At 67.7% G+C, this 26,074-nt stretch carries 21 protein-coding genes; 10 read left to right on the forward strand and 11 right to left on the reverse strand.

Annotated features, from left to right (window positions below):
* The first annotated feature begins 80 nt into the window (after window positions 1–80).
* The 6 genes from QTH90_RS05035 to QTH90_RS05060 all read left to right on the forward strand — a co-directional run bounded on the left by QTH90_RS05035 (window position 81) and on the right by QTH90_RS05060 (window position 6,979).
* Window positions 81–653: a GNAT family N-acetyltransferase gene (locus QTH90_RS05035; RefSeq protein WP_286663415.1), complete on the forward strand. Its 573-nt coding sequence runs from the start codon at window positions 81–83 to the stop codon at window positions 651–653.
* On the forward strand, window positions 653–2,872 hold the full coding sequence (locus QTH90_RS05040; RefSeq protein WP_286663416.1) for a TerB family tellurite resistance protein: 2,220 nt from the start codon (window positions 653–655) through the stop codon (window positions 2,870–2,872). Before QTH90_RS05035 ends, QTH90_RS05040 begins: the two co-directional genes overlap by 1 nt.
* 35 nt (window positions 2,873–2,907) lie before the next feature.
* The gene (locus QTH90_RS05045) at window positions 2,908–3,843 is read left to right on the forward strand and encodes a phosphate acetyltransferase (RefSeq protein ID WP_286663417.1); all 936 of its coding nucleotides are present in this window, start codon (window positions 2,908–2,910) and stop codon (window positions 3,841–3,843) included.
* A gap of 58 nt (window positions 3,844–3,901) precedes the next feature.
* On the forward strand, window positions 3,902–5,089 hold the full coding sequence (locus tag QTH90_RS05050; RefSeq protein WP_286663418.1) for an acetate/propionate family kinase: 1,188 nt from the start codon (window positions 3,902–3,904) through the stop codon (window positions 5,087–5,089).
* Window positions 5,086–5,874, forward strand: a complete 789-nt coding sequence (gene fabI, locus QTH90_RS05055; RefSeq protein ID WP_286663419.1) for an enoyl-ACP reductase FabI — start codon at window positions 5,086–5,088, stop codon at window positions 5,872–5,874. The genes QTH90_RS05050 and fabI overlap by 4 nt, the downstream gene beginning before the upstream one ends.
* 76 nt (window positions 5,875–5,950) lie before the next feature.
* Window positions 5,951–6,979: an isocitrate/isopropylmalate dehydrogenase family protein gene (locus QTH90_RS05060; protein WP_286663420.1), complete on the forward strand. Its 1,029-nt coding sequence runs from the start codon at window positions 5,951–5,953 to the stop codon at window positions 6,977–6,979.
* On the opposite strand, the gene QTH90_RS05065 is transcribed toward QTH90_RS05060, so the two are convergent.
* Together QTH90_RS05065 and QTH90_RS05070 are read right to left on the reverse strand one after the other, a co-directional pair.
* Window positions 6,976–7,185, reverse strand: coding sequence for an HAD family hydrolase (locus QTH90_RS05065; protein ID WP_286663421.1), 210 nt, complete (start codon window positions 7,183–7,185; stop codon window positions 6,976–6,978). The genes QTH90_RS05060 and QTH90_RS05065 overlap by 4 nt on opposite strands.
* A gap of 32 nt (window positions 7,186–7,217) precedes the next feature.
* Window positions 7,218–8,612: a phenylacetate--CoA ligase family protein gene (locus QTH90_RS05070; RefSeq protein WP_286663422.1), complete on the reverse strand. Its 1,395-nt coding sequence runs from the start codon at window positions 8,610–8,612 to the stop codon at window positions 7,218–7,220.
* Window positions 8,613–8,982: 370 nt separating this feature from the next.
* Between QTH90_RS05070 and QTH90_RS05075 the strand changes: the two genes are divergently transcribed.
* Together QTH90_RS05075 and QTH90_RS05080 are read left to right on the forward strand one after the other, a co-directional pair.
* Window positions 8,983–9,267: a hypothetical protein gene (locus QTH90_RS05075; RefSeq protein ID WP_286663423.1), complete on the forward strand. Its 285-nt coding sequence runs from the start codon at window positions 8,983–8,985 to the stop codon at window positions 9,265–9,267.
* Window positions 9,268–9,393: 126 nt separating this feature from the next.
* Window positions 9,394–11,004 carry a Fic family protein gene (locus QTH90_RS05080; protein WP_286663424.1) on the forward strand — a complete coding sequence of 537 codons (1,611 nt, stop codon included), beginning with the start codon at window positions 9,394–9,396 and terminating at the stop codon, window positions 11,002–11,004.
* Window positions 11,005–11,040: 36 nt separating this feature from the next.
* Here the strand turns inward: QTH90_RS05080 and QTH90_RS05085 are convergent, their stop codons facing one another.
* The 5 genes from QTH90_RS05085 to QTH90_RS05105 form a co-directional block, all read right to left on the reverse strand.
* Complete coding sequence (locus QTH90_RS05085; protein ID WP_286663425.1) at window positions 11,041–11,424, reverse strand: hypothetical protein; 384 nt, start codon at window positions 11,422–11,424, stop codon at window positions 11,041–11,043.
* Between the two features lie 34 nt (window positions 11,425–11,458).
* Window positions 11,459–13,957: an efflux RND transporter permease subunit gene (locus QTH90_RS05090; RefSeq protein WP_286663426.1), complete on the reverse strand. Its 2,499-nt coding sequence runs from the start codon at window positions 13,955–13,957 to the stop codon at window positions 11,459–11,461.
* A gap of 19 nt (window positions 13,958–13,976) precedes the next feature.
* Entirely contained in the window at window positions 13,977–14,984 is a 1,008-nt protein-coding gene (locus QTH90_RS05095) for a WD40/YVTN/BNR-like repeat-containing protein (RefSeq protein ID WP_286663427.1), read from the reverse strand.
* Between the two features lie 38 nt (window positions 14,985–15,022).
* The gene (locus QTH90_RS05100) at window positions 15,023–16,372 is read right to left on the reverse strand and encodes a DUF1329 domain-containing protein (RefSeq protein ID WP_286663428.1); all 1,350 of its coding nucleotides are present in this window, start codon (window positions 16,370–16,372) and stop codon (window positions 15,023–15,025) included.
* Window positions 16,373–16,466: 94 nt separating this feature from the next.
* Complete coding sequence (locus QTH90_RS05105) at window positions 16,467–18,164, reverse strand: DUF1302 domain-containing protein (RefSeq protein ID WP_286663429.1); 1,698 nt, start codon at window positions 18,162–18,164, stop codon at window positions 16,467–16,469.
* A gap of 248 nt (window positions 18,165–18,412) precedes the next feature.
* Here QTH90_RS05105 and QTH90_RS05110 point away from each other — a divergent pair, with 248 nt between their 5' ends.
* Window positions 18,413–19,981 (forward strand): DUF3300 domain-containing protein, encoded by a 1,569-nt coding sequence (locus QTH90_RS05110; protein WP_286663430.1) that lies wholly within the window; start codon window positions 18,413–18,415, stop codon window positions 19,979–19,981.
* 16 nt (window positions 19,982–19,997) lie between these two features.
* On the forward strand, window positions 19,998–20,921 hold the full coding sequence (locus tag QTH90_RS05115; RefSeq protein WP_286663431.1) for a DUF2950 domain-containing protein: 924 nt from the start codon (window positions 19,998–20,000) through the stop codon (window positions 20,919–20,921).
* 68 nt (window positions 20,922–20,989) lie between these two features.
* Here the strand turns inward: QTH90_RS05115 and QTH90_RS05120 are convergent, their stop codons facing one another.
* The 4 genes from QTH90_RS05120 to QTH90_RS05135 are packed head-to-tail and all read right to left on the reverse strand — an operon-like array spanning window position 20,990 to window position 26,069.
* Window positions 20,990–21,985, reverse strand: a complete 996-nt coding sequence (locus QTH90_RS05120) for a Bug family tripartite tricarboxylate transporter substrate binding protein (protein ID WP_286663432.1) — start codon at window positions 21,983–21,985, stop codon at window positions 20,990–20,992.
* A gap of 24 nt (window positions 21,986–22,009) precedes the next feature.
* Window positions 22,010–23,026 carry a YeiH family protein gene (locus tag QTH90_RS05125; RefSeq protein WP_286663433.1) on the reverse strand — a complete coding sequence of 339 codons (1,017 nt, stop codon included), beginning with the start codon at window positions 23,024–23,026 and terminating at the stop codon, window positions 22,010–22,012.
* 6 nt (window positions 23,027–23,032) lie between these two features.
* The gene (locus QTH90_RS05130) at window positions 23,033–24,676 is read right to left on the reverse strand and encodes a 3-(methylthio)propionyl-CoA ligase (protein WP_286663434.1); all 1,644 of its coding nucleotides are present in this window, start codon (window positions 24,674–24,676) and stop codon (window positions 23,033–23,035) included.
* Between the two features lie 37 nt (window positions 24,677–24,713).
* On the reverse strand, window positions 24,714–26,069 hold the full coding sequence (locus tag QTH90_RS05135) for an MFS transporter (RefSeq protein ID WP_286663435.1): 1,356 nt from the start codon (window positions 26,067–26,069) through the stop codon (window positions 24,714–24,716).
* Window positions 26,070–26,074: the final 5 nt, after the last annotated feature.

Consider the following 26,074-nt stretch of genomic DNA (forward strand, 5'->3'; position numbering starts at 1 on the left):
ACTTTGGTCGGATTCCCAGGCGGCGAGGCGCAAGCGCAAGCTCTCGCATCCCCCGAACACGCGCACCAGAGGTCCGACTCATGAACGCAGCCGAGTACCTTGCGCTCGAAATCCTGCGCGACGGCCGCCCCGTGCGCATCCGCGCGCTGAAGCCCTCGGACCGCGAATCCATGCTCGCGGCAGTCGGCCGCACCGGCGACGCCTCCCTCTACCGCCGCTTCTTCTCGCCCAAGCACAGCTTCAGCGAGCGCGAGATCGCCTATTACATGGAGGTGGATTTCGTCAGCCACGTCGCGTTGGCCGCCGAACTGGAGGAAAACGGCCAGCCGGTGATCGCCGGCGGCGGCCGCTACATCGTGTCGGAGCCGGGATGCGCCGAGATGGCCTTCGCGGTCGACGATCCGCACCAGGGGCTGGGCATCGGCAAGCTGCTGATGCGCCATCTGACCCTGATCGCCCGGGCGTCGCATCTCGACACATTGAAGGCCGAAGTGCTCGCCGACAACACGCCGATGCTGGCAGTATTCAAGGCGAGCGGCCTGCCACTGAAACTCAAGCGCGATGGCAGCGTGACCCACGTGCACATGGATTGCCGCCACAGTTCTGAAACAAAGGGCGAGGACGATGGCCCTTCGATCCAAGGAGCGCATTGATGGCCGACAAAGCCCCTCCCCCCGACCTCTCCCGTTCCGCACTGTCCACACTGTGGCCGATGAAGGCCGCGCAGGCCGCCGCCGAGTACGGCATCGACGCCTGGCAGCGTTCCATCCTCACCATGGACGTGCTGCGCGAGCGCGGCAACCAGTACCTCGAACACGCCAAGTCCGGCAAGCCGCCGGTCCTCGTCTTCGACTACGACATGGTGCTCGACGCGCGGGAGTTTCCGAAGCCCGCGAACTACGCGCTGGTGCGCATCAAGCCCGACGCGAGCCACGCCAAGACGGACGTGAAGAAGCGGCCTTTCGTCGTGATCGATCCGCGCGCAGGCCACGGACCGGGCATCGGCGGCTTCAAGATGGACAGCGAGATCGGCATCGCGCTGCAGCACGGCCATCCGTGCTACTTCGTGATGTTCTTTCCGTACCCGATGCCGGGCCAGACCATCGAATCGGTCTGCGCCGCCGAGATCGCCTTCATGAAGAAGGTCAACGAACTGCATCCCGACGCCGAAGGCAAGCCCTTCGTCATCGGCAATTGCCAGGGCGGCTGGGCGCTCATCATGCTCGCGGCGCTGGCGCCCCAGCACGTCGGCCCGATCCTGCTGGCGGGATCGCCCGTGTCGTACTGGGCCGGCGTCGAGGGCAAGAACCCGATGCGCTATTCGGGCGGGCTGCTGGGCGGCACCTGGCTGGCTTCGCTCGCCGGCGACCTGGGGCACGGCAAGTTCGACGGCGCCTATCTGGTCAACAACTTCGAGAGCCTGAATCCCTCGAACACCTACTGGTCCAAGCTCTACAACCTGTACTCGCAGGTGGACACCGAGCGCGAGCGCTTCCTCGAATTCGAGAAATGGTGGGGCGGCCTCTTCCTCATGAACAAGGAGGAGATGGAATGGATCACGAAGAACCTCTTCGTCGGCAACAAGCTGTCGGCCGGCGAAGTCGAGTCCTTCGATGGCAAGCACCGCGTGGACATCCGCAACATCCGCACGCCGATCGTCGTGTTCGCGTCATGGGGCGACAACATCACGCCGCCGCAACAGGCGCTCAACTGGATTCCCGATTCCTATGCGAACGTGGACGAGATCCGCCTGAACGAACAGACCATCGTCTACTGCCTGCACGAGAAGATCGGCCACCTGGGCATCTTCGTCTCCGCCGGCGTCGCCAAGCGCGAGACCTCCGAACTGGCCAGTGCGCTCGACCTCATCGAGACCTTGCCGCCCGGACTCTACGAGGCCGTGATCCAGGACACGCAGCCCGACATGCCCGGCCTCGCCTACCTCGAAGGCCGCTACCTGATCCAGTTCGTGCCGCGCACCATCGAGGACATCCTCGCGCTCGATGATGGACGCAAGGACGAGCAGGCCTTCGAGGTCGTCAATCGCGTGGCCCAGATCAACCAGGGGCTCTACGACACCTTCGCCTCGCCGCTGGTCAAGGCCATGACGAACGAAGCCAGCGCGGAGGCGGCGCGGGCCGCGAACCCGTCGCGCATGGAGCGCTGGGGCCTGTCCAACCTCAATCCATGGATGTTCTGGGTGCAGGCCATGGCCGAGAACGTGCGCGCCAACCGCCTCCCCGCCGCGCCGGACAACCCCTTCACGAAGGCCGAGCGCGAAGTCTCCGGCCGCATCGAGGAATCCCTCGACCGCGTGCGCGACGTGCGCGACGAGATGTCCGAGCGCATGTTCAAGGCGATCTACGAGGCACCGTGGCTCGCCGCGGCCGTCGGCCTCGGGGCCGACGCGCTGGGCCGACGCGGGCCGAAGTCGGCGACGTGGGAGCAGGACGAACTCAAGCGCCTCAAGCGGGCGGAGATCGAATCGCAGTTCGAGACCGGCACGCTGGCGGATGCGTGGGCACGACTGTTGCTGTACGTGCGTCGTGAGGAAAACGTGGTCGACGAACGCCCCTACAACCTGATGCGCCGCATGATCGACGAGATGGAGCCCGAGCACCGCCCGTCGCTCGCGACGATCAAGGCCGCGATGAAGCGGCAGGCCTTCGTGGTCGCGCTCGACGAGGAGCGCGCCATCGCCGCCCTGCCGGGGCTCATGCCCGAGATGCATCAGCGCCGCAAGGTTGTCGAGGCCGCGCGGAAAGTGGCGAGCGCCCGCGGCAAGCCCACGGCGCACCAGGAAGAGCGTTTTCGCCGCGTGGCAAGCATCCTGTCGCTCGATGCGCCGGTGCGGCCGCGCAGGGCGGCCTGAACGCCGCGACCCATTGACAAGCACGGAGGTTCCCCATGAGTCACGACAAGTACGACCGTCTCATCGAGTTCGCGAGATCGCTTGAACCCGTGGCCACGGCGGTGGCGCATCCATGCGACGCGAGTTCGCTCTCCGGCGCGCTCGATGCCGCGCGCCTGGGCCTGATCCGGCCCATCCTCATCGGGCCGTTGGCGAAGATCGAAGCCGTGGCCAAGGAGAACAACCTGGATCTTTCAGGCTGCGAGCTGGTGGACGCGCCTCACAGCCACGCCGCCGCCACGAAGGCGGTCGAGCTGGTGCAGGCCGGCAAGGCCGAGGCCCTCATGAAAGGCAGCCTGCACACCGACGAACTCATGGCCGCCGTGGTGCGCAAGGACACCGGCCTGCGCACCGCGCGCCGCATCAGCCACTGCTTCGTCATGGATGTGCCCGCGCACGAAGATGCCCTGATCATTTCAGACGCGGCCGTGAACATCGCGCCCACGCTCGAAGAGAAAGTCGACATCGTGCAGAACGCCATCGACCTGGCCCATGCCCTGCGCCAGTCCGATGTGCGCGTCGCCATCCTGTCGGCCATGGAGACCGTCAATCCCAAGGTGCCTTCGACGATCGAGGCCGCGGCCCTGTGCAAGATGGCGGATCGCGGCCAGATCACCGGCGCCATCCTCGACGGGCCGCTGGCGCTCGACAACGCGATCAACCTGGAGGCCGCCGGCATCAAGAAGATCGTCTCGCCGGTCGCCGGCCGGGCGAACGTGCTCATCGTGCCCAACCTCGAATCCGGCAACATGCTGGCCAAGAGCCTGAGCTTCCTCGCGCACGCCGACTCGGCAGGCATCGTTCTGGGTGCAAAGGTGCCGATCATCCTCACCAGCCGCGCCGATTCGGTGACCGCGCGGCTCGCGTCGTGCGCCGTTGCGGTGCTGGTGGCGCAAGCGCGGCGTGACAGCGCGGCGAAGGTGATTGCATGAGCGCCGCCCGGCCGCCCGAAGGCGCTCGCACCGCAGTGCGATGCGCGGAGGTCACGCAATGAGCGACGCGATCGTCGTCCTCAACGCGGGCTCGTCGAGCCTCAAGTTCTCACTGTTCGCGGGCATGGACGACCTGCCCTTCGTCGCGGGCGGACAGGTTTCGGGCCTGTACACCGCGTCGCCGCGCTTCGTCGGCAAGGACGCTGGCGGCAAGCAGGTCGCCGAGAAACAGTGGGATGCCAACGCCAAGCTGGACCACCACGGCGCCATCGTGCACATCGTCGAATGGCTGAGGTCCACGCACGGCCACGAGCACCGGCTCGCCGCAGTCGGCCACCGGGTGGTGCACGGCGGCATGGACTACGCGGCGCCGGTGCGGGTCGACAGCGAAGTGGTAGCTCGGCTGGAGAAGCTGGTGCCGCTCGCGCCACTGCACCAGCCGCACAACCTGGAGCCCATTCGCGCCCTGCTGGATCGCGCGCCCGACCTGCCGCAGGTCGCCTGCTTCGACACCGCCGCGCATCGCTCCAACCCGCCGCTGGCCCAGATGTTCGCGTTGCCGAAGGAGCTTTCCGACGCGGGCGTGAGGCGCTACGGCTTCCACGGCCTCTCGTACGAGTACATCGCATCGGTGCTGCCGAAGTTTGATGCGCGCGCCGCCAGCGGCAAGACGGTGGTGCTGCACCTCGGCAACGGCGCCAGCATGTGCGCCCTGCAGGCCGGCCGCAGCATCGCCAGCACCATGGGCTTCACCGCCGTCGACGGCCTGCCGATGGGCACGCGCTGCGGCGCGCTGGACCCGGGCGTGATCCTCTATCTCATGAACGAGCGCGGCATGGATACGCGAGCCGTCGAGAAGCTGATCTACAGCCAGTCCGGCCTGCTCGGCGTGTCCGGCGTGTCGAGCGACATGCGCGAACTGCTCGCATCCGAGCAGCCGCAGGCGAAGGTCGCGGTCGACCTCTTCATCTACCGCATCGGCCGCGAACTCGGATCGCTCGTCGCTGCGCTGGGCGGGCTCGACGCCATCGTCTTCACCGCGGGCATCGGCGAGCACGCCGCCGAGGTGCGCGAGCGCATCTGCCGGCAAGCTGCGTGGCTGGGTGTCGAACTCGACCCCGATGCCAACGCGAGCCGGGGTCCCTGCATCAGCACGCCGGGCAGCCGCGTCGCCGTGTGGGTGATCCCGACCAACGAGGAACTAATGATCGCCCGGCACACGCGGGATTTGCTCACACGAGGATGAACGCCATGTCGCCACAGCACAACCCCATCCTCGCCGGCAAGAAGGCGCTGGTGGTGGGCATCGCGAACGAGCACTCGATCGCCTACGGCTGTGCGAATGCCTTCCGCAGCCTCGGCGCCGAACTGGCGATCACCTATCTCAACGAGAAGGCGCGCCCGCATGTCGAGCCGCTGGCGAAGGCACTGGACGCGCCCATCGTGCTGCCGCTCGACGTCGAGCAGCCGGGGCAACTCGAAGCCGTGTTCAAGGCCATCGAGGACCAGTGGGGACGGCTCGACATCCTCGTGCACTCCATCGCGTTCGCGCCGAAGGCCGATCTGCAGGGCGGCCTGCTCGATTGCTCGGCGGAGGGCTTCGGGCGTGCGATGGACGTGTCATGCCACTCCTTCGTTCGCATGGCCCGGCTCGCGGCACCGCTGATGACCGAGGGCGGCACCATGATGGCGATGAGCTACCTCGGTGCGCAGAAGGTGGTGCCCAACTACAACGTGATGGGGCCGGTGAAGGCAGCGCTGGAGGCCGTCTGCCGCTATCTCGCCTTCGAACTCGGCCCCAAGGGCATCCGCGTGCATCCGGTGTCGCCCGGCCCGCTCAAGACGCGCGCCGCCTCGGGGCTGAAGGATTTCGACCTGCTGCTCACCGAGGCCGCGAACCGCGCGCCGGTAGGGGAACTGGTCGACATCGACGATGTCGGCTTTGCCTGCGCCTACCTCGCGACGCCGTATGCACGGAGGCTGACGGGGCAGACGCTGTTCGTGGATGGTGGCGTGAACATCATGGGGTGAGTGGGGGCTTGAGTCTCTTGCGTATGCTCCCCGTTGTTTTGTTCGCAACCCATCATCTGTCTGAAAGTACCTGCCGATGACCGCTCGCATTCCCGCAACCCTGATCCCCGGCGATGGCATCGGCCCCGAAATCGTCGACTCGGCGCTGGCCGCACTCGATGCGCTGGACGCCCCGTTCGAATGGGACCGGCAGATCGCGGGCCTCGGCGGCGTGCAACTGGCGGGCGACCCGCTGCCTGCCGCGACGCTCGACAGCATCCGCCGCACCCGGCTGGCCCTGAAGGGCCCGCTGGAAACGCCTTCGGGCGGCGGCTACCGGTCGTCCAACGTGCGCCTGCGCGAGGAATTCCAGCTCTACGCGAACCTGCGCCCCGCGCTCACCATCATTCCGGGCGGGCGCTTCGACAAGATCGACCTGATGGTCGTGCGCGAGAACCTCGAAGGGCTCTACATCGGGCACGAGCACTACGTGCGCATCGACGACGACCCGCACGCGGTCGGCATGGCGACCGGCATCAATACCCGCCAGGGCTGCCACCGCCTGCTCGAATACGCCTTCGAGACCGCCATCGCGACAGGCCGGAAGAAGGTGACGCTGGTGCACAAGGCCAACATCATGAAAGTGCTGACCGGCCTGTTCCTGGAGACCGGCCTGCAACTCTACGAGCAGAAGTACAAGGGCCGGTTCGAACTCGACACCATCATCGTCGACGCCTGCGCGATGAAGCTGGTGCTCAACCCATGGCAGTTCGACATGCTGGTCACCACCAACCTGTTCGGCGACATCCTGTCCGACCTCGTGGCCGGGCTGGTCGGCGGCCTTGGCATGGCGCCGGGCGCCAACATCGGAACCGATGCGGCGATCTTCGAAGCGGTCCATGGCTCGGCGCCCGACATCGCTGGCAAGGGCATTGCGAATCCGACAGCGTTGCTGCTTGCGGCGGCGCTGATGCTCGACCACTGCAAGCTGCCCGAGAAGGCGAAGCGGCTGCGCCGGGCGATCGACGACACGCTCAACGTCGACAAGGTCAGGACGGGCGATCTGGGCGGCAGCGCGTCGACGGCGGAGTTCACGCAGGCGCTGGTGCGACGGATCGCGAACTAGGCGTCCAGCGGCACGCCTCCGCCGAAATGGGCCACCCACTGGTCCCACAGTTCCTGGTGGACTGCGACGAACGGATGGTGCCAGTTGCTCAGCATCTGGAGCTGGACGCCCTGCGCCTGCAGCCAGCTTTCGGCCAGCGCCGACTGCCAATCCAGCATCGGCTGAAAGAATCCATAAGCGATGGGCAAGGGATTCGCGGTGCTCATGTCTGTCTCCACACGACGGGTCTGGCGCAAGCCTAGTGAACTCCCGCCGAAGCTTCAAGCATCGAAACAACCCGCTGCACTTTGCCGCTGCGACCACGGCTGACCTCGCCGCTGCGGCAGTGGATGTGAACGCCGCCCGCGCCCTGCCCCGCCAGAAAGTCCGACAACACCGCACGCGCCCGCTGCAGGCTTGAATCGGCTGTCTCGCCATGCAGGCCCGTGCGCAGCAGCAGCTGGCAGGGCCCTTGTTGCTCCAACTGGAAATCGAACAGGCCGGCGTCGTCTTCGAGCACCGTGCTCACCGCGAGCGGTGTGATTCGGACCATCGGATCGCCCGGCCGACCCAGTTGCAGCGAGTCGTCGTTGCGGCCCTGGACTTCGATCACCGGATGATGAGAGCCGCATTCACAGGATTCGGCATGCAGCGTCACGCGGTCGCCCAGGTCGTAGCGGATCAGCGGCTGCACATGGTTCGCAAGGTTGGTCAGCAAGGCGGTCGCGCCGGCCTCGCCGGCCGGTACTTCGCGGCCCTGTTCGTCGACCGATTCGAGGATCGCCCAGTCGCTGTTCAGGTGCAGGTTGCCGAAACGGCACTCGGAGGCGAGCGCGAGGAATTCCGAAGCGCCGTAGCTGTTCGCGACGCGGCAATCCAAGGCCTGTTGCAGGTATTCGCGCGTCGCTGCCGAAAGATCTTCACCACCCGTCCACAGTGCGCCCGGCGCTGCTTCGAACCGTCCGGCCTGCCGCTCCTCCGCCAGCAGCACGGCGACGCTGGGATAGGTGGCGACCACTGTCGGCGCCAGCGCATTGAGTTCCGCCACCAGTTCACGGGCGGGCTGCAGGAACGAGATGCCATGCAGGCTGCTCGCCATCGCGGGATTCAAGCGGCGCAAGCGCTCCATCGACACCCAACTCGCGAAGTGACCGCCCGTCGCGCCGACGAAGGCGATGCGCTCGGGGATGGACCATGGATTCGTCGTCCGCTGCAGCGCGGGCCCGCGCCAGAATTCGAGCGCGTCATACACCGCCATTGCCTTGGCATCCTGCGCGAACATCGCCGGCTCGCCGGTGCTGCCCGAGCTTTCCCACACGACGTAGCGGCCGCAGAAGGCGTCGGCGATGCAGGAACAGTCGGATGCGAAGTGGTGCAGCTCGTCGAGCCGAAGCGCCGGATCGGTGACCCAGTCGTCGAACTGCTGCATCAATTCAGCCTTGCGTGCGATCGGAAGATCGGCGAGACGCCAATGCGCCGGATCGCGGCCTGCCAAGAGCTTGCGATAAAGCGCCGATCCGCTCGCCGCCGAGCCGAGCAGGCTCGCCAGGCGCTGCGCCCGCCGGCCGGCAAGTGCATCCGCGCGCGCATGCGAGGCCACTGCGACGTCGGCGGAGACGCAGCTCGTCAGCCAGGGATCGAAGGGCGGCAGCATGGTGCGATGGCAAACAGCCGGTCATGGTGGACGCACTCGCCGGCAATGCAAAGAGGATTTGCGTACGGGCGTGAGGCTCAGAGGGGCTTCTTCAAACGATAAGTGCCGTCGCTATACTCCGGCCCGTCACGTCACCAAAAGGCGTGATCGGGCGTGGAAGCCCGGCTATCACCCCTGCGACGAAAGCCGCAGGCTCCGCAGGACCAGCGGCTTTTTCGTTCGCGCCCCTTTTTAGGCGGCTCGGACGGGAGGGCTCACGCCCTGCCGGTTCTCGCAAGGGGTGTCCGGTCTTCCACCCCGTTCGAGCTGCCGCCATCACGTGGAAGTGAGTGCGGCGGTTGTAGCAAACCACACTCCTTGGAGGCCATTCATGGCTCACCCTATCTGCGCGCCCGCGCGCCTCCCCAACGATCCCCCCGCCGGCCAGAGTCCGCTTCGACAAGTCAAGGCCGAACTCGCCGAACTGGAAAAGACGCATCACGGCATCGTCCGGATCATCGAACTGCTTCAGAACGCGCCCCTTTGGCTGAGGGAGAAACACCGCATGGACCCCGTCCACGCAAACGCCTTCGTCGACTTGGTCAAGGCGGAACTCGATCGCCGGTTTGACGCCGCACGGGCGACCCTCGAAGCGATGGTCGTTCGCGACGCCTGAGTCAACGCCCCATGCGCGCGTCGTAGCTGCGCATCGCGGCCATTTCGCAAATCATTTTTATGCAAATGGCCGCGATTCACATCGTTTTTATGCAGGATTTACCGTTTTTCTAGCTAGGATCGCGAAATGGCACAGAGAAATTCGCGGCCGCCAACGCCAGAGCTTGCCGGCGATCCAATCGGCGGGGCATGGCTTGCGCGCGAATTCGACCTTGAATTGGTTCAACCTCTCCACGTGCGTAGTGAGATCGGCCCTCGCCGACACACAGTACATCGCGCCGACCATCGGCGGGAAGTCCATCAAGAACCAACGCGGCCGGACTCCACATTGCCGGCCCATCTCACCTTCTTTCTCAAGCACGAGGGTGCGCACCTCGAACTCTTGGCGCGCCTTTTCGATCGGGTGGATCCGCAATTGCTCGTCGATTGGGTGCGCTCCGAGCCTACCGGGCAATACGCGCGCCGTGCGGGCTTCCTCTACGAGTGGATCACAAGGCGCGAACTCGATGTGGAAAGCAAGCTAATCGGTGGCCGGTATGTCGATGCCCTGGATCCGGACGGCCAGTTGGTTGCTTCAACGAGCGTGAACGTCGGCCGATGGCGTGTGCGCGACAACATGCCTGGCACCAGTGATTTCTGCCCAACGGTGCGCCTCACACCGCAGGTTCGTGCGGGCATTGAGTTCGACCTGGCCGGCGCATTGAGCAAGGAGGAAGCCGAGTTCGGCGCAGAGGTCTTGCGCCGCAGCGCCGTTTGGATGACTCTGCGAGAGAGCCGATCGAGCTTCCTGATCGAAGGCGAGCAAGATCAAGTGAATCGCGTCCGACGCTTCGCTGCGGTGATGGAAACGCGCACCGGCGGGGGCGAGATTCCGCTGACAGGCGAGGATCTGGCCAAGCTTCAGCGCGACATTCTGGGAGAGGCGACGACGCTCGCATCGTTCGGGCTCCGGCAATCGCCAGTATTCGTCGGCGAGACCGTGCGCTACGAAAACGTCGTGCACTACGTTGCGCCCGACTGGCCTGATGTGGCTCCGATGCTCAACGGGTTGCGAGCCTTTGTGGATCGAACGAAGAGCGCGTCGGCCACCGCCCGCGCCGCCGTTGCCTCATTCGGGTTCGTGTACATCCATCCCTTGGCCGACGGTAATGGCCGTGTTCACCGATTCTTGATCAATGACGTCCTGCGGCGCGATGGCGCAATTCACGCGCCCTTCATCCTTCCAATTTCCGCCTTGATCACGGAGCACTCCGTGGAACGCGCACGCTATGACGAGGCGCTCGAAGCATTCTCGCGACCGTTGATGGAGCGCTACGCCGACCGGTACCGCTTCGCAAGGGAATCCGAGGTGCAGCCTGACGGCATCCTGTCGAATTTCCATTTCGATGCGTACGCAGACGCTCGACTCGCCTGGCGGTTTCTCGATCTGACGAGTCACGTCGAATACACCGCCGGCCTCCTCGCACGCACGATTCAACAGGAGATGCATGCCCAAGCCTCGTTCATTCGAAGCCTTGGCCAAGCGCGAGCGGCCGTAAAGGAAATCATCGAAGGCCCGGACCCCGACGTGGACGCAATCATCCGTTCGACACGAGAGAACAATGGTACGCGTTCGGGAAGCCTGGCCAAAAGATACCCGGCCTTGCAGAACGACGCGATATGGGAAAAGGTCGCGGCCGCTGTCGCAGAAGCGTTTGCCTCCCAACCGTCGAAGGCCGACGACGAAAACGCCGACTAGCTCTCCCTTCGGCACATGAAGTGCATGCGGCAGACGTCAGCGCCCCATGCGCGCGTCGTAGCTGCGCGAAACGCGATCGATCAGCCCCGGGTCCCTCGGACCCGTGGCGTCGAACTGCACGCGCACGCTGCCATCGGCCTGCTGACGGACCGAGGCCGTCACGGTGCCCTGCCCGGCGCGGCCGACGACGGTGCCGCTGCCGCGGTCCTCGACGCTGACCGCCAGCCCCTGGTCGCGCATGGCGCCTGCGGCGGCAGCAAAGGACCGGTCGAAGCTCGCGGGCATCGCGCCCGGCACGGGGTAGCCGTAGTAGGCGCACCCCGCCAGCCCCAGCACCACGGCCCCCGCGAGGGCGCGCGCCGTGCTCGCTACCGTGCGCGCCGCAAGCGGACTGTCGCGCCTGATCGTGAAAGCCTTCATGTGGACCTCCGTCTGGGTGTCGGGCGCCGCCCGGTCAGTGCCCGAGTCTCGCCCGTCCCAGGGCGAGGCGCAAGCGCTCGCGCCTGCGCTTGGGCTTCGGCGAGCTTTCCGCTTCCTCGCCTGCCTTGCGTCCCGGCAGCAGGAAGTGCGACAGCGCGGGAATCAGCACCACCGCCCCCACCATGTTCCAGACGAACATGAAGGCGAGCAGGATGCCCATGTCGGCCTGGAACTTGATCGGCGAGAAAGCCCAGGTGATCACGCCCGCGGCCAGCGTGATGCCGACCAGCACCACCACCTTGCCCGTGAACTGCAGCGCGCGACGGTAGGCTACCGCCAGCGTGTCGCCCTTGCGCTGGAAGGCAAGCTGCACGCTCAGGAGGTACAGCGCGTAATCGACGCCGATGCCCACGCCGAGTGCGATCACCGGCAAGGTCGCAACCTTGACGCCGATGCCCAGCACCACCATGAGCGCCTCGCACAGCACGGAGGTGATGACCAGCGGAACCACCGCGACCACCACCGCACGCCAGCTTCGGAACGTGATGAAGCACAGCACGATGACCGCCGCATAGACCAGCATCAGCATCTGGCCCCAGGCTTTGCGCACGACGATGTTGGTGGCGGCCTCGATGCCGGCGCTGCCGGCGGCCAGCAGGAACTTGCGGTCCTCGCTGTCATGGGCCTGCGCGAACTCGGCGCTTGCGCGCACCACGCCGTCGAGCGTCTCGGCCCGATGGTCCGACAGGTAGGCGATCACGGGCATCACCGAACACTCGGTGTTGAAGAGGTCCGGATTGTTGACGCTGGCCTGCTGCGCGCCGTAGTTCAGCACGTCCTGGTTGCGCGCGATGGTGAGCCACTTGGGGCTGCCCTCATTGCTGCCCGCGGTGATCTGGCGCACCGCACCGGTCAGCGCCACCGTGGTCTGCACGCCCGGAAGCTGCTGCAGCGTCCAGGCCAGGCGGTCGGCCTCGACCAGCGTGGGGTACTTCAGGCAGCCTTCCTTCGCGGTCTTGACGATGACGGCGAAGGTGTCGCTCGACAGCGCGTAGTGGTCCGTGATGTAGGCGTTGTCGCGGTTGTAGCGCGAGTCCGCCCGAAGCTCGGGCGCGCCGGGGTCGAGGTCGCCGATCTTCAAGCCCTGGCTGACGCCGAAGCCGAGCACGGCGAGCGCCGCGCTCGCGACGACGGCGCGCAAGGCCCAGCGCCGCTCGACGAAATGGCCGAGCAAGTTCCACAGGCGCTCGAAGCCGCGCGCCTTGCCGGCGCCCTCCTCCGCGTGCAGGCTGCGCGCCGCCGCTTCGGGGCTCACGCCGACATAGGACAGCAGCACCGGCAGCAGGATCAGGTTGGTGAAGATGAGCACTGCCACGCCGACGCTGGCCGTCAGCGCCAGCTCCTGGATGACGGGGATGTCGATCACCATGAGCACCGCGAAGCCCACCACGTCCGCGAGCAGTGCGGTCAGGCCGGCCAGGAAGAGCCGGCGGAAGGTGAAGCGCGCGGCCACCAGCCGGTGGGCGCCGCGGCCGATGTCCTGCATGATGCCGTTCATCTTCTGCGCGCCGTGCGAGACGCCGATGGCGAACACCAGGAAGGGCACGAGGATCGAATAGGGATCGAGTTCGAGGCCGAAGGCCGCGACCAGTCCGAGCTGCCACACGACCGCGATCAGCGAGCACGCAATCACCAGCCCGGTGCTGCGCACGCAGCGCGTGTAGAGGTAGATGATGACCGCGGCGATGAGCGCGGCCACGGCGAAGTAGAGCGCCATCTGGTGCAGGCCGTCGATCAGGTCGCCGACGAGCTTGGCGAAGCCGACGACATGCATGCGGACCGCCGGGGACTCGCCGGCCGGCGCGGCCTCGTAGCGGGTCCGCAACTCCTCGATGGCGTGCGACAGCGCGCGGTAGTCGATGCGCTGGCCGGTGGTCGGGTCCTTGTCGAGCAGGGGCACGACGATCATGCTGGACTTGAAGTCGCTCGCGACCAGGCTGCCGACCAGACCGGAGCGCGCGATGTTGCCGCGCAGTTCGTCGGTGGCGCGTGGCGAGCCGTCGTAGCCGTCGGGCATCACGGGGCCGCCGCGAAAGCCCTCCTCCGTGACCTCGGTCCATCGCACGGAAGGCGTCCACAGCGACTTGAGCCAGGCGCGGTCCACGCCCGGCATGAGGAACAGTTCGTCGTTGATCTTGCGCAGCGTGGCGAGGTAGCCCGCGTCGTAGACGTCGCCGCGCTTGTTCTCGACCACGATGCGCAGGGAGTTGCCCAGGCCGCGCAGATCATCCTTGTGTTCGAGGTAGTTCTGGATGTAGGGATGACCGTGCGGGATCATCTTCTCGAAGCTGGCGTTGAGCGACAGCCGGCCTACTGCGAGCGCGGCCAGCACCACCGTGATGAGCGCACAGGCGAGCATCACGACGAGGCGGTGATTGAAGACCAACCGCTCCAGCAGCGAGCCGGAGCGGGGGTCGAAGGTGGCGAGCGTCGCGTGCTCGCCATCCTTGTCGGAATGGACGGGGGTATGCATGAAGGAACTCCGGCCGCGTTCAGGACAACGGCAATGGGCGCGCGGCGCCGCGCGGCCCGGCAATGACGAGGGCGCCGCCGGCCGCCTCGGCCACGGCGGCCGCGGGCATGGGCTGTTCGACGCGCAATGGCTGGAAGCTCGCGCCGTCGTCGCGGCTGACGAGGACGTGGCCGGCCTGGCTGACCAGCACGATGCTGCCGTCGCTGCGGCGCAGGCCCGCGGTCAAGCCTGCCTGCACGCCGGTGGCGACCTGCGACCAGCTGCGGCCGCCGTCGGTGCTGCGCACCACGCTGCCGCGCAGGCCGAAGGCAATCAGCGCGCGCGTGCCGGCGACGATGCCGAACAGGGTGCCCTTGTAAGGCGTCTCGCGGGCGGCGAAGCGGCCCGTGGCGCTGTCGAGCTGCAGCAGCAGCCCCTGCTCGCCCACGATGAAGACGTCGTTGCCGACGGACCGGAGCGCATAGAGGTGCAGGCTCTTGGGATTGTCGAGCGCCTGCGTCAGCGGCTCCCAGTGTGCGCCGCCGTCGTCGGTGCGCAGCGCCAGGCCGAAGGCGCCGACCGCATAGCCGGTCTGCGCGTCCTTGAACCAGACATCGAGCAAGGGGTTCTCCGCGTCCTGCGCGCCCATGCGCCTGCCGTCGAGCTGGAGCGTCCAGCTCTGGCCCGCATCCGTGCTGCGCAGGATCACGCCGTCGTGGCCCACGGCCCAGCCTTGTCTTTCCGTCGGGAAGCAGACGGCCACGAGATCCGAGCTGACCGGCACCTCGGCCTGCCGCCAGCTCGCGCCGCCGTCGTCGGACAGCAGGACGTGCCCGCGCTGGCCGACCGCGACGATGCGTTGCCCCGCGCGGGCCAGCCCGTTGATGAGCGAGCGGGCGCCCAGCGTGCTGCGCACGGCCGGGGTGTCGAGCACGTCGCGCCATGCCGTTGCGGGGTCGGCCGAAGCGGCCCAGGCCGCCACGGCCGCGCCGCTGCAAGCGAGCGCCAGTGCGCCGACGAGCGAGCGCCGCGATGGATCGAATGTCATGGTTCCTGCTCCCCGTTCCGTATGGGCTTGCGCTGCGCTCAGCGGATGCCGGAGCCGGCCAGCGAGTCGGGCGTCCAGTCGCGGTCCGTCATCGGCTTGGTGTGGCGCATGCCGCCGGTCTCGGCGATGAAGCCCGTCAGCGAATAGACGCGGGCAACGAAGTCGTAGTGGCCGAACATGTCGGTGTACGGTGCCGGCAGGTCATAGCTCGGCGCCATGTAGGCAAAGCCCGCGCGGTACATCTGGCCGCGTGCGTCGTAGTTGTCCGAAGCCAGCGCCGACCACGAGTCCTCGTCGAGGTAGAAGGTCCGCTTGCCGTAGACGTGGCGCTTGCCGTCGCGCAGCTTCGCCTCGACGACCCACACGCGGTGCAGCTCCCAGCGCACCAGATCCGGGTTCAGGTGGTTGGGCTTGAGCAGGTCGTCCTGCTTGGCCTGGTACACGGCCTCGTAGGCGTTGTAAGGCACGTACATCTCCTTCTTGCCGACCAGCTTGAAGTCGAAGCGGTCCATCGAGCCGTTGAAGATGAAGGTGTCGTCGAAGGTGGTGGCGCCGGCGGTGCCGGGGTTGGGCGTGTCGTACGAAAGATCGGGCGCGACCTTCACGCGGCGCTGGCCGGGCAGGTAGCTCCAGGCGCGGCGGTCCTTCTGGCCGATGTCGAGCGGGTCGACGATCATCAGCGCCTCGCCGGCGCGGCGGGCCGGGCCGGTGTAGGTGAGCTTGATGCGCCAGAAGGTGTCGGCGTCCTGCTTGGCGGTGTCCCAGAAGGGGTAGTCCTGCACGCTCACGCCTTCGGTGGCGAGCACCGGCCGGCCGTTGGCATCGACGTTGAGGTTGCGGTACTTGGCTTCGTAGCTCTGGCCGTTGAAGCGCACGAGGTGGTTCCACATCGCCTCGTAGCCGTCCTTGGGGATCGGGAACGGAAAGCCCGCATGCACGCCCTCGATCGAGCGGCCGTCGTTGGCCGTCCTGGCATTGGCAGCGTTCTTCGTGGTGTTGTCGGTCACGAACTTCGGGAAGGCCACGCTGCGGTGCGTGGGGTAGACATCGACGCGGAAGCTCGGGTACTTCTGCAGCAGCGCCTTGGTGCCTTCGGTGAGGCGGTCCGCATGCTCGGCCATGTTCTTCGCGTCGATGACCAGGCGAGGCTTCTCGCCCGCGAAGGGATTGGGCCGCACGCCGTCACCGGCCTTGAAGCCGGCGGGCGCGGAGGTCAGCCCGCCGCTGTAGGCCGGGATGGTGCCGTCCTTGTTGGCGGCCTTCTCGGCGCCGACGGGCGTGAGTGTCGCGCCGAGCGCCTTGGCTTCGTCGGCGCTGGGCGCGGCATGCGCCGCCAGGCCCGTGGATGCGGCGACGAGGCCGGCGAGGAGTTGTCGTGAGATGTTCATCATCGTTTCCTTTCAAGGAAAAAGGAGGTCCGCCCCCGGGGTTCCTTGATGCCCCCGGAGTGGTTGGATGGCCGCGCAAGCGGCCCGCAATTGCTTAGAAGGTGGTCTTGAAGGTCAGGCTGATGAAGCCGCGATCCTTCAGCAGCGTCGTGAAGCCGTTCTGGGCGATGACCTGCGTGGCGTTGGAGCGGTAGCGGCCGACGTAGTCGATGTACTTCAGGTCGAAGCGGTACTTCTGGTACACGTCGGCGCCGAGGCCGATGCTGTAGTTGCCGTTGGCCTGGTTGCCGCCGAAGATGGTGGCGGCATTGCCGCTCAGGCCGACGGCGTAGCTGACCGGCATCGACAGATCCACGCCCGGCCACACCTGGAACCACGTGGGCGTGAAGGCGACGCCCGTGCCGATGTAGTTCTTGGTGGTGCAGCCGTCCCACTTGTCCTTGCCGGCGCAGGCTGCAAAGCCTTCGGCGTAGAAGAGATTGGCGCCGCTGCGCACCTTGGCCCATTGCGACCAGACCAGTTCGACTGCCCAGGAGGCGGTGTCGAACAGGGCCGTCTTCGGGATCACGCCCACGGCGTTGACCAGGCCGTGGTAGGTGTCGCCGCGCGGTCCCTTGGTGTCGCCTTGCGCGGGCAGGCCCGGCGCGATGCCCAGCACGGTGCTGTTCAGCGGCGTGTCGCGGCGATAGGAGAGTTCCGCGCCGACGCTGACGCCGCCGATGTTCTTAGCCAGGCTCACGCCGTACATGTCGATGTTGTCGGCGTAGATCAGGTTGTAGCGGCTGATGCCGGGGCCGACTCGCGTCAGGAAGGTCTGCGGCAGCTTGTCGGCGAAGTTGCGCCAGTAGAAGCCCATCGTGCCATCGAGCCATGTCGGGCTCCAGCGCGCCGACAGGCCGCCTTCGCCGCTCTGCCGGGGTTCCGACGGGTTGCCGCGCGCCGCGAAGCCGAGCGCCGGGGAGAGGAACTGGCGGTCGGGGCCATTGAAGGCGAAGTCCACCGGACCCAGGTAGGTGCCGCCTTCGGGATAGCGGAAGGACTCCCACTGGAACATGTACTGCGCGCCCACCGAGAGCGTGTCGGTGAGCTGCGCCGAACCGGACACCTGGTTCAGCGGACGGAACAGTTCCTTGGCTTCCACGCCGGGCGTGGCAAAGCCCTTCTGCAGATCGAGCGGGTTCTGCGCGTAGGCCACGCTGTGCAGGTTGCCGCCGAGGAACAGCGACTCGCCCCAGTAGAGCGTCTGGCGGCCGAGCTTGCCGCGAACCGGCACGCTGCCGATGTCGGTGCCGCCGAACACGAAGGCGTCGAGCACTTCGCCCGAAGGCCCCTGGTAGAAGCGCAAGGTGTAGTCGCTGTAGCGCTTGTTGATGTAGCTCGGGATGTTCGACAGCGGCGGGAACGGGTTCGTCCGGCTGTTGTCCCCGTAGGCGGCGTCATACCAGCCGGCGGCGCTGACGCGCGCGCCGAAGTTCTTCTTGTAGACGACGTCGAGTTCCGTCAGCAGGTCCACGCGCTCGGTCACGGCATCGCCGCGGTCGAAGCTGTAGGTGCCTTCGTCGGACACGGCGGAATTGCCGATCTTCGGATCGCGGCTTTCAACGCGGTTGCCGTAGTTCAGGCGCACCGTGTTGTCCCAGCGCACCTCCAGGTCGGGATTGCCGGTGTTGATCTCGAAGCCGTGGGCGGCGTCGGTGGCGAACACGGCGGCGAGTACAGCGATGCCGACCGCGCTGAGTCGGGCAGAGGGACGACCAAGGGTGGCCCCTGACAGGGGTCTCGGATGGTTCAAGAGGTCTCCAGATGTTGTTGCGACGGTGCGAGCCGGCGTCAGCGCACGGCCACTCGGCTCACGGTGCAAATTCTGGGTTTTGGAGGGGTTGGAGCTCCCCCTCTTGATTGGGGGGACGGGGGTGCTCGAAATCGCCACTCCCCCCGCGTGCAGGCCGCGCCATCCAACTTTGGTGCGATGGTCGAAGCGCCCGCGGCTTTCTATGCTGGCACGGCAGCGATGCCGCTGGTTACGTGAAAGGCTGCAGCATGAGCATTCGAACCCGACACCTGGCCGCCGCGATGTGCCTGCGCGCCGCGCGGATGGCACGCGCCGCGATCGGCATCCTCGCGCTCGCCTGTTCCGCCCTTGCGGCTGCCCAGGAAGCACCTGCCTTCACGCGCGAGCAGCTCGACCAGATGATGGCGCCGATCGCGCTGTATCCCGATTCGCTGCTGTCGCAGGTGCTGATGGCCGCCACCTATCCGGCCGACGTGGCCGACGCCGCGAAATGGTCGAAGGCCAACCCCAACCAGAAGGGTGACGCGGCCGTGAAGGCGGTGCAGAGCCAGTCCTGGGATCCGAGCGTGCAATCGCTGGTGGCCTTCCCGCAGGTGATCCAGATGATGGGCGACCAGCCCGACTGGGTGCAGAAGCTGGGCGACGCCTTCCTGGCCTCGTCGAAGGACGTCCTCGACGCGGCCCAGCGCCTTCGCACGCAGGCCCAGCGATCGGGGAATCTCAAGACCACGCCGCAGCAGAAGGTGCTGGTGGAGCAGGAGCCGCAGACCCAGCAGACGGTGATCAAGATCGAGCCGGCAGACCCGCAGACCGTCTACGTGCCGGCCTACAACCCCGCGGTCGTGTACGGCACGTGGCCCTATCCGGCCTACCCACCCTACTACTACCCGCCGGCACCCTACTACTACCCCGGCGCTGCCCTGGCGACAGGCATCGCCTTCGGCGTGGGCGTGGCGGCGGTGGGCGCGCTCTGGGGCAACGCCAACTGGGGCGGCGGCAACGTCAATATCAACACCAACCGCTACAACAGCATCAACACCAACCGCCAGATCTCGGCCAACCAGAGCAACTGGCAGCACAACGCGGCCAACCGCAAGGGCGTGCCGTACCGCGACAGCCGCAGCCAGCAGCAGTTCGAACGCGGCGTGGGGGGTGCGGATCAACGCGCGGACTTCCGGGGCCGCGATGGCGCACGCGATACGCAACGCCAGCAGGCCCAGTCGGCCTTGCAGCAACGCGGCATGGACCCCGGCGCGGGACGCGAGAACCTGCGCAACGACCCAGCCACGCGGGACCGCGCAGAGCGGGCCGCGGAAGGCGCAGGCCGCGACCGTGCGGGCGCCGGTGATCGCGGTGGCGCAGGCGGCAATTTGGGCGGTGGCGATCGCGGCGGCGCAGGCGGCAATTTGGGCGGCGGCGATCGCGGCGGCGCAGGCGGCAATTTGGGCGGCGGCGATCGCGGCGGCGCTGGGGGCAACCTGGGCGGTGGCGACCGGGGGGGCGCGGGGAGCAACTTCGCCGGTGGTGACCGCGGCGGGGGCAATCGCGGGGGCGCTGGGGGCGCCGGCGGCAATTTCGGCCAGGCCGATCGCGCGTCGTCGCAGCCAGTGCAGCATCGCGGCGGCGGGGACAACGCGCTGCGTGGCGCAGGCGGCATGGATACCCGCCAGCAGATGGATCGGGGCGCGGCGAGCCGGCAATCGGCGGGCGCCGGAGGCGGCCACGCCCGGCCGAGTGGCGGAGGCGGCGGCGCCCGAGCCGGCGGCGGCGGCGGTCGCGGCGGCGGCGGTGGTCGTGGCGGCGGAGGTCGTCGCTAGCACCAAGGAGCGCGCCATGCCCCTCTCATCGTTCATCGGGAACCACACCATGCCCCATGCACTTCGCCTTCTCGCCGCCACGGCCATCGCTGCCGTGGCGCTCGCCAGCGCACCCGCATCGGCCCAGCGCGTGTACCCGACACCGGAGGCCGCGGCACAGGCATTCACCGACGCCATCGCAACCAACGACCTCGCCGCGCTGCACATCGTGCTCGGCTCGGAGTGGCGGCGCTTCGTGCCGCCCGGGGAACTCGATCGCGAGGACATCTACGCCTTCCTGGAAGCCTGGTCACGCAAGCACGGCATCGTTTCAGAAGGCCCTGAGAAGGCCCTCCTGGCGGCAGGCGACGGTGACTGGACGCTACCGATTCCCATCGTGAAGGCCGGTAAGGGTTGGCACTTCGATCCGCGTGCTGGCGCCGACATGATGCAGACCCGCCGCATCGGCCGCAACGAGTTGGCGGCCATGCAGGCAGCGCTGGCGTACTTCGATGCGCAACGGGAATACGCGCGCACCGACCACGACGGCAACGGCGTGCTGGAATATGCGCAGAAGATCGTCAGCACGCCCGGCCGGCGCGACGGCCTCTATTGGCCCGACGAGCCGGGGCAGCCGCTGAGCCCGCTAGGGCCGGTCTACGGCGGCTCGAAGCCCGGCCAGGGCTACCACGGCTACCTGTTCAGGATCCTGAAGGCGCAAGGCCCGAATGCACCCGGAGGGGCCTACGACTACGTGATCGGCGGCCGCATGCGCGGCGGCTTCGGGCTCGTCGCCTGGCCTGTTCGCTATGGTGAATCGGGCGTGATGACCTTCATGGTGAACCACGATGGCGTGGTGTACGAGAAAGACCTCGGCCCCGGCACCGACGCGGCCGCACGCGCCATGAAGCGCCTCGACCCGGACGCGGGCTGGCACAAGGCGCCCGTGCCCGGCGTTTGAAGCTCAGAAAGCCGTGCCGCAGGCCCAGGTCGTAGCCCGTCACATGGGCCGCCGTGCGCCTGGAGAAGTTACTCCGGCTTGAAGTTGATCGACCTGAGTACCTCGCCCATGCGGGCGTAGTCGGACTGCAGCGATTTCGACATCTGCTCGGGGCTGCGCGGCTGGCCGGATTCGAGGCCCGTGCCTTCGATGCGCTCGCGCACAGCGGGCTGTGCCAGCACCTTGAGCACTGCTTCGCGCAGGCGCGCCTGCACTGGCGCAGGCACGTCGGGCTTGACCCACAGGCCCATCCACCCAATGGCTTCGAGTTGCGGGTAGCCCAGTTCGGTGAAGGTCGGCACGTCCGGCAGCATCGGTGAGCGCTTGGGCGCGCTCACCGCGAAGGCCTTGAGCTTGCCGGCCTTGATGAGCGGCAGCGAGGTGGCCATGCCGTCGAACATGAGCTGGACGTGGCCGCCCATCACGTCGGTCAGGGCCGGCGTCGATCCCTTGTAGCCCACATGCGCCATGTCGATGCCGGCCGCCTTGTTGAGTTGCAGGCCCAGAACATGCGACACCGTGCCGGCCGTGTACGACGCGTAGTTGACCTTTCCGGGCTGGGCCTTGACCCAGGTCATGAGCTCGCCGAAGTTCCGTGCGGGCAGCGAGGGCGTGCCCACCATGACGAGGCCGCCGCGCGCCAGTTCGGCCACCGGCTTGATCTCGGTCGCCATGTCGACCTTGAGGTGGACGATGTGCGGGATCTCGCTCACCAGCGAGTTGACGCCGACCAGCAGCGTGTGGCCGTCATGCGGCGCCTGCGACAGTTCGTTGACCGCGAGCACGCCGGCGGCGCCGGGCTTGGGATCGACGATCACGGGCTGGCCGATCTCGCGCGACAGGCCGTCGGCCACCACGCGCGCAATGACGTCTGCGGAGCCGCCGGCCGGACCGGCCACGACGATGCGCAAGGGCTTCTCCGGCCACTTTGCCGGAGCCTGCGCCTGCGCGCCGGGCGCGAACAGGCTCGCGCCGATCAACATGGCGGCGCACAGGGTGCGGCGGGTTTTGGAATCGAAGGTCATGCTTGAACTCTGGATTGTGTGATTTCAGGACGCCCAGCGCAGCAATGCAAGCACGAGCAACGCGAGGAAGATGGTTTCGCCCAGCATCAGCATCACCGGCTTGAGGCCGACCGAGGCGAGATCGCGCAGATGGGTCTTCATGCCGATGGCGGCGATGGCGGACACCAGGCACCAGCGGGACAGGTCGCCGCCGAGCGAGACGATGGGCGCGGCGATCCATCCGGCGCTGTTGACCGCGACCAGCGCGGCGAAGGCGACGGCGAACCACGGCAGCAGCGGCGGCCGCTTGCCAATGGCCTGGCCCGAGCGCGCGGCCACGCGGCCGAACGCGACGGCGAACACGATCACCGGCAGCAGCATCGCCACACGCATCAGCTTGACCAACGTGGCGACGTCGCCGGTATCGCGCGACATGCCGTAGCCCGCGCCGACCACCTGCGCCACGTCATGGATGGTGGCGCCGAGGAACACGCCGGCCTGGCGGTCGTCGAGTCCCAGCAGGTGGGCCAGCATCGGGTAGACGATCATGGCCAGCGTCGACAGGGCCGACACGCCCACCACGGTGAAGAGCGTGGCGCGCTCCTTCAGGGGATGCGCCGGCAGCGCCGCCGCGAGCGCGAGCGCCGCCGATGCGCCGCAGATCGCCGTCGCCCCGCCGGTGAGCAGGCCGAACACGCGCTGGAACCCCATCAAGCGGGCGGCGAGCATCGACAGGCCGATGGTCAGCGCCACCGAGAGCAGCACCAGCAGCACCGGCTGCCAGCCCAGCGCCGCCACCTGGGCGGCCGTGATGCGCAGGCCCAGCAAGGCCACGCCCACGCGCAGCACCTGCCGCGCCACGAGTTCGATGCCGGGCGCGCAGGGGCCGTCGCTCGACAGGAAGTTCATGGCCATTCCGAGCAGCAGCGCGAACAACATGACCGGCGCGCCGTAGTGCTGCGACAGGAACGTGGCGGCCGCGGCTACCACGGTGCTTGCCAGCACGCCGGGAAAGAGCAGTCGGCCGCGTTGCGGCCAGGCGGCGATGGACAGGGTGGACATCGTGCGTCAGGCCGTGGGCAGCCGGTGGTCCCGGAACAGGTCCCGCAGCTTGTTCTTCTGCATCTTGCCGGTGGCGCCGAGCGGGATCTCGTCGACGAAGACCACGTCGTCCGGCGTCCACCAACGCGCGATGCGGCCTTCGTAGTAGCCCAGCAGCTCGGTGCGCGTGATTTGCGCGCCGGGCTTCTTCACGACCACCAGCAGCGGCCGCTCGTCCCACTTGGGATGGCGCGCCGCGATGCAGGCCGCCATGTGCACGCCGGGGTGGTCCATGGCGATGTTCTCGAGATCGATCGACCCGATCCACTCGCCGCCGGACTTGATGACGTCCTTGCTGCGATCGGTGATCTGCATGAAGCCGTCGGCGTCGATGGTCGCGATGTCGCCGGTGGGGAACCAGCCGGTGCCCTCGGCATCGTGCACCAGCGGGTCGCCTCCGTCGTGGTTGAAGTAGTTCGCGATGACCCATGGCCCGCGCACCATCAGCTCGCCGGCGCTTGTACCGTCGCGCGGCAGTTCGCTGCCGTCCTCGCCCACCACCTTGATGTCGACGCCGAACACCGCCCTGCCCTGCTTGGCCTGCAGCGCGAGCCGGGCCTCGCCTTCGAGCGCCAGTTGCGCGGGCTTGAGCGCACACACCGTACCGACGGGGCTGGTCTCGGTCATGCCCCAGGCGTGCAGCACGTGTACGTCGTAGCGCTCCTGGAAGGTCTGGAGCATCTCGCGCGGGCAGGCCGAGCCGCCGATGACGGTGCGGCGCATGGTGCTGAAGCGCAGGCGGTTGGATTCGACATGCGCGAGCAGCCCCTGCCACACGGTCGGCACGCCGGCGGACATGGTCACGCGCTCGCTCTCGAACAGGTCGTAGAGCGACTTGCCGTCGAGCCAGGGACCCGGCAGCACCAGCTTGGCGCCGACCATGCAGGCCACGTACGGCAGGCCCCAGGCATTGACGTGGAACATGGGCACGACCGGCAGGATGACGTCGCGCGCCGAGCAGTTCAGGGCATCCGGCATGGCCGCTGCGAAGGTGTGCAGCATCGTCGAGCGATGGCTGTAGAGCGCGCCCTTCGGGTTGCCGGTGGTGCCCGAGGTGTAGCAGAGCGACGAGGCGGCGTTCTCGTCGAAACGGGGCCAGACGAAGTCCGGCTCGTGCGCATCGATGAGGTCTTCGTAGCAGAGCAGGCCCGGCAGGCTTGGCGACACCGGCATGTGGGCGCGATCGGTCATCGCGACGAAGGCCTTGATGGTCTTCACGCGCGAAGCGACGGCCTCGATGAGCGGCAGGAAGGTCATGTCGAAGAACAGGACCTGGTCTTCCGCATGGTCGGCCAGCCAGGTCACCTGGTCGGCGTGCAGGCGCGGATTGAGCGTGTGCAGCACGGCGCCCGAGCCGGAGGCCGCGTAGTACAGCTCCAGGTGGCGGTAGCCGTTCCATGCCAGCGTGGCGACGCGCTGGCCGGGCTCGATGCCCATCGCCGCGAGGGCGTGGGCCATGCGGCGCGCGCGCTGCGCGAGGTCGCGGAAGGTGTAGCGGTGCACGTCGCCTTCGACGCGGCGGGAGACGATCTCCTGCGAGCCGTGGTGGCGTTCGGCATGGGTGAGGAGCGTGGAAATCAGCAGCGGCTGGTGCTGCATGAGGCCGTTCATGGTGTCTTGTCCTGAAGATGGAGGTTGGATGGGACGCTCAGGCCATGGCCTTGCGCGTGGGGATGGGCGGGTTGTCCGTTGCGTCGGCCGGTGCCTCGCCGGCACGCAGCATGTCGCCGCCGTAGCTGCGCGCCGCGGCCATGAAGGCCAGCGCCGCCAGGATGCCGAAGGCCGGCATCGCGGCCAGCGTGGCTTCGAGGCCCCAGGCATCGGACAGCACGCCCGCGATGAAGGGGCCGGCGGCCAGCCCGAAGAGGTTCTGGAACAGCGCGAGCACCGACGAGCCGGTGGCGCGCACGCCGGGATGGATGACGTCGATCACGACGGCGGAGACAGGCCCCACCGTGCAGGTCATGAGGAAGCCGCCGAAGGCGATCAGCGCGAACTGGGCCTGCGCCGACAACGCGATGCCCAAGCGCTGCGCGCCGAAGGCCGTGCCCAGCACCAGCAGCGATGCCACGCACAGCACTGCCATCGCATGCAGCTTGGCATGCGGACGGCGTGCGCCGGCGCGATCGACCACCGCGCCCCACAGCACGCTGCCCACAGCGCCGCACAGCACCACCAGGGCGGCGCGCACGGCGGCCTGCTCGGGCGCAAGCCCGTGCACGCGGTTCAGGAAGCTCGGCAACCACGACCAGACCGCCGAGACGACGACGAGTTGCGCGGCGCCGCCCACGCACACCCAGGGCAGCGTGCGCGAGCGGAACAGGCCCTGCGCCACCGCGATGGCTGCGCTGCGCGTCGAGCGCGCGGCCCGTTCGAGCCGCGGCGTGAGTTCGACGGTGCGGTAGTCGCGCACCTTGAGGTAGAGCAACGCCATGATCAGGCCCGGCACACCCACCACGCCGAAGGCCGCCTGCCAGCCCCAGCGCGCGGCGATGAGCCCACCGAGCATCACGCCCAACACCGAGCCGATCGATGCGGATGCGAAGAAGCCGGCCAGGAGCGCGCCACGCAGCCGCGCCGGGAAGTGGCTCGCGATCAGCGCCGCACCCACCGAGCCGTAGCCGGCCTCGCCGAGCCCGACCAGCGAACGGGCCGCCAGCAGTTGCCCGTAGTTGCGCGTGAACATGCAGGAGATCGTGGCCATGCTCCAGATCGTGGCCATGGCAACGATGCTGCGCACGCGGCTGGAGCGGTCGGCGATGAGTGCGACCGGCAGCGCGCCCAACCCGACCGTGACCGACACGACCGAGACGAGACCGCCGAGCTGCTTGTCGGACAGGCCCCAGTCGGCCTTGAGGTAGGGAAACAGCGAAACGATGACCTGGCGGTCGATGTAGTCGACCATCATCAGGCCGAGGGTCATCGCGAACGCGAACCAGGCCTGGCGCCGGCCGATCAGGTAGCCCTCGGCATCGCCGGGGCGAGCGTGGAGTGTGGGCGTCATGGCAG

It is taken from the genome of Variovorax flavidus (genome assembly GCF_030317145.1).
Lineage (GTDB): Bacteria > Pseudomonadota > Gammaproteobacteria > Burkholderiales > Burkholderiaceae_C > Variovorax > Variovorax flavidus.

Bases quoted from the DNA above. Each gene is read 5' to 3' on its own strand.
- QTH90_RS05035 (WP_286663415.1), top strand. From the start codon at position 81: ATGAACGCAGCCGAGTACCTTGCGCTCGAAATCCTGCGCGACGGCCGC.
- QTH90_RS05040 (WP_286663416.1), top strand. From the start codon at position 653: ATGGCCGACAAAGCCCCTCCCCCCGACCTCTCCCGTTCCGCACTGTCC.
- QTH90_RS05045 (WP_286663417.1), top strand. From the start codon at position 2,908: ATGAGTCACGACAAGTACGACCGTCTCATCGAGTTCGCGAGATCGCTT.
- QTH90_RS05050 (WP_286663418.1), top strand. From the start codon at position 3,902: ATGAGCGACGCGATCGTCGTCCTCAACGCGGGCTCGTCGAGCCTCAAG.
- fabI (WP_286663419.1), top strand. From the start codon at position 5,086: ATGAACGCCATGTCGCCACAGCACAACCCCATCCTCGCCGGCAAGAAG.
- QTH90_RS05060 (WP_286663420.1), top strand. From the start codon at position 5,951: ATGACCGCTCGCATTCCCGCAACCCTGATCCCCGGCGATGGCATCGGC.
- QTH90_RS05065 (WP_286663421.1), bottom strand. From the start codon at position 7,185: ATGAGCACCGCGAATCCCTTGCCCATCGCTTATGGATTCTTTCAGCCG.
- QTH90_RS05070 (WP_286663422.1), bottom strand. From the start codon at position 8,612: ATGCTGCCGCCCTTCGATCCCTGGCTGACGAGCTGCGTCTCCGCCGAC.
- QTH90_RS05075 (WP_286663423.1), top strand. From the start codon at position 8,983: ATGGCTCACCCTATCTGCGCGCCCGCGCGCCTCCCCAACGATCCCCCC.
- QTH90_RS05080 (WP_286663424.1), top strand. From the start codon at position 9,394: ATGGCACAGAGAAATTCGCGGCCGCCAACGCCAGAGCTTGCCGGCGAT.
- QTH90_RS05085 (WP_286663425.1), bottom strand. From the start codon at position 11,424: ATGAAGGCTTTCACGATCAGGCGCGACAGTCCGCTTGCGGCGCGCACG.
- QTH90_RS05090 (WP_286663426.1), bottom strand. From the start codon at position 13,957: ATGCATACCCCCGTCCATTCCGACAAGGATGGCGAGCACGCGACGCTC.
- QTH90_RS05095 (WP_286663427.1), bottom strand. From the start codon at position 14,984: ATGACATTCGATCCATCGCGGCGCTCGCTCGTCGGCGCACTGGCGCTC.
- QTH90_RS05100 (WP_286663428.1), bottom strand. From the start codon at position 16,372: ATGAACATCTCACGACAACTCCTCGCCGGCCTCGTCGCCGCATCCACG.
- QTH90_RS05110 (WP_286663430.1), top strand. From the start codon at position 18,413: ATGAGCATTCGAACCCGACACCTGGCCGCCGCGATGTGCCTGCGCGCC.
- QTH90_RS05115 (WP_286663431.1), top strand. From the start codon at position 19,998: ATGCCCCTCTCATCGTTCATCGGGAACCACACCATGCCCCATGCACTT.
- QTH90_RS05120 (WP_286663432.1), bottom strand. From the start codon at position 21,985: ATGACCTTCGATTCCAAAACCCGCCGCACCCTGTGCGCCGCCATGTTG.
- QTH90_RS05125 (WP_286663433.1), bottom strand. From the start codon at position 23,026: ATGTCCACCCTGTCCATCGCCGCCTGGCCGCAACGCGGCCGACTGCTC.
- QTH90_RS05130 (WP_286663434.1), bottom strand. From the start codon at position 24,676: ATGAACGGCCTCATGCAGCACCAGCCGCTGCTGATTTCCACGCTCCTC.
- QTH90_RS05135 (WP_286663435.1), bottom strand. From the start codon at position 26,069: ATGACGCCCACACTCCACGCTCGCCCCGGCGATGCCGAGGGCTACCTG.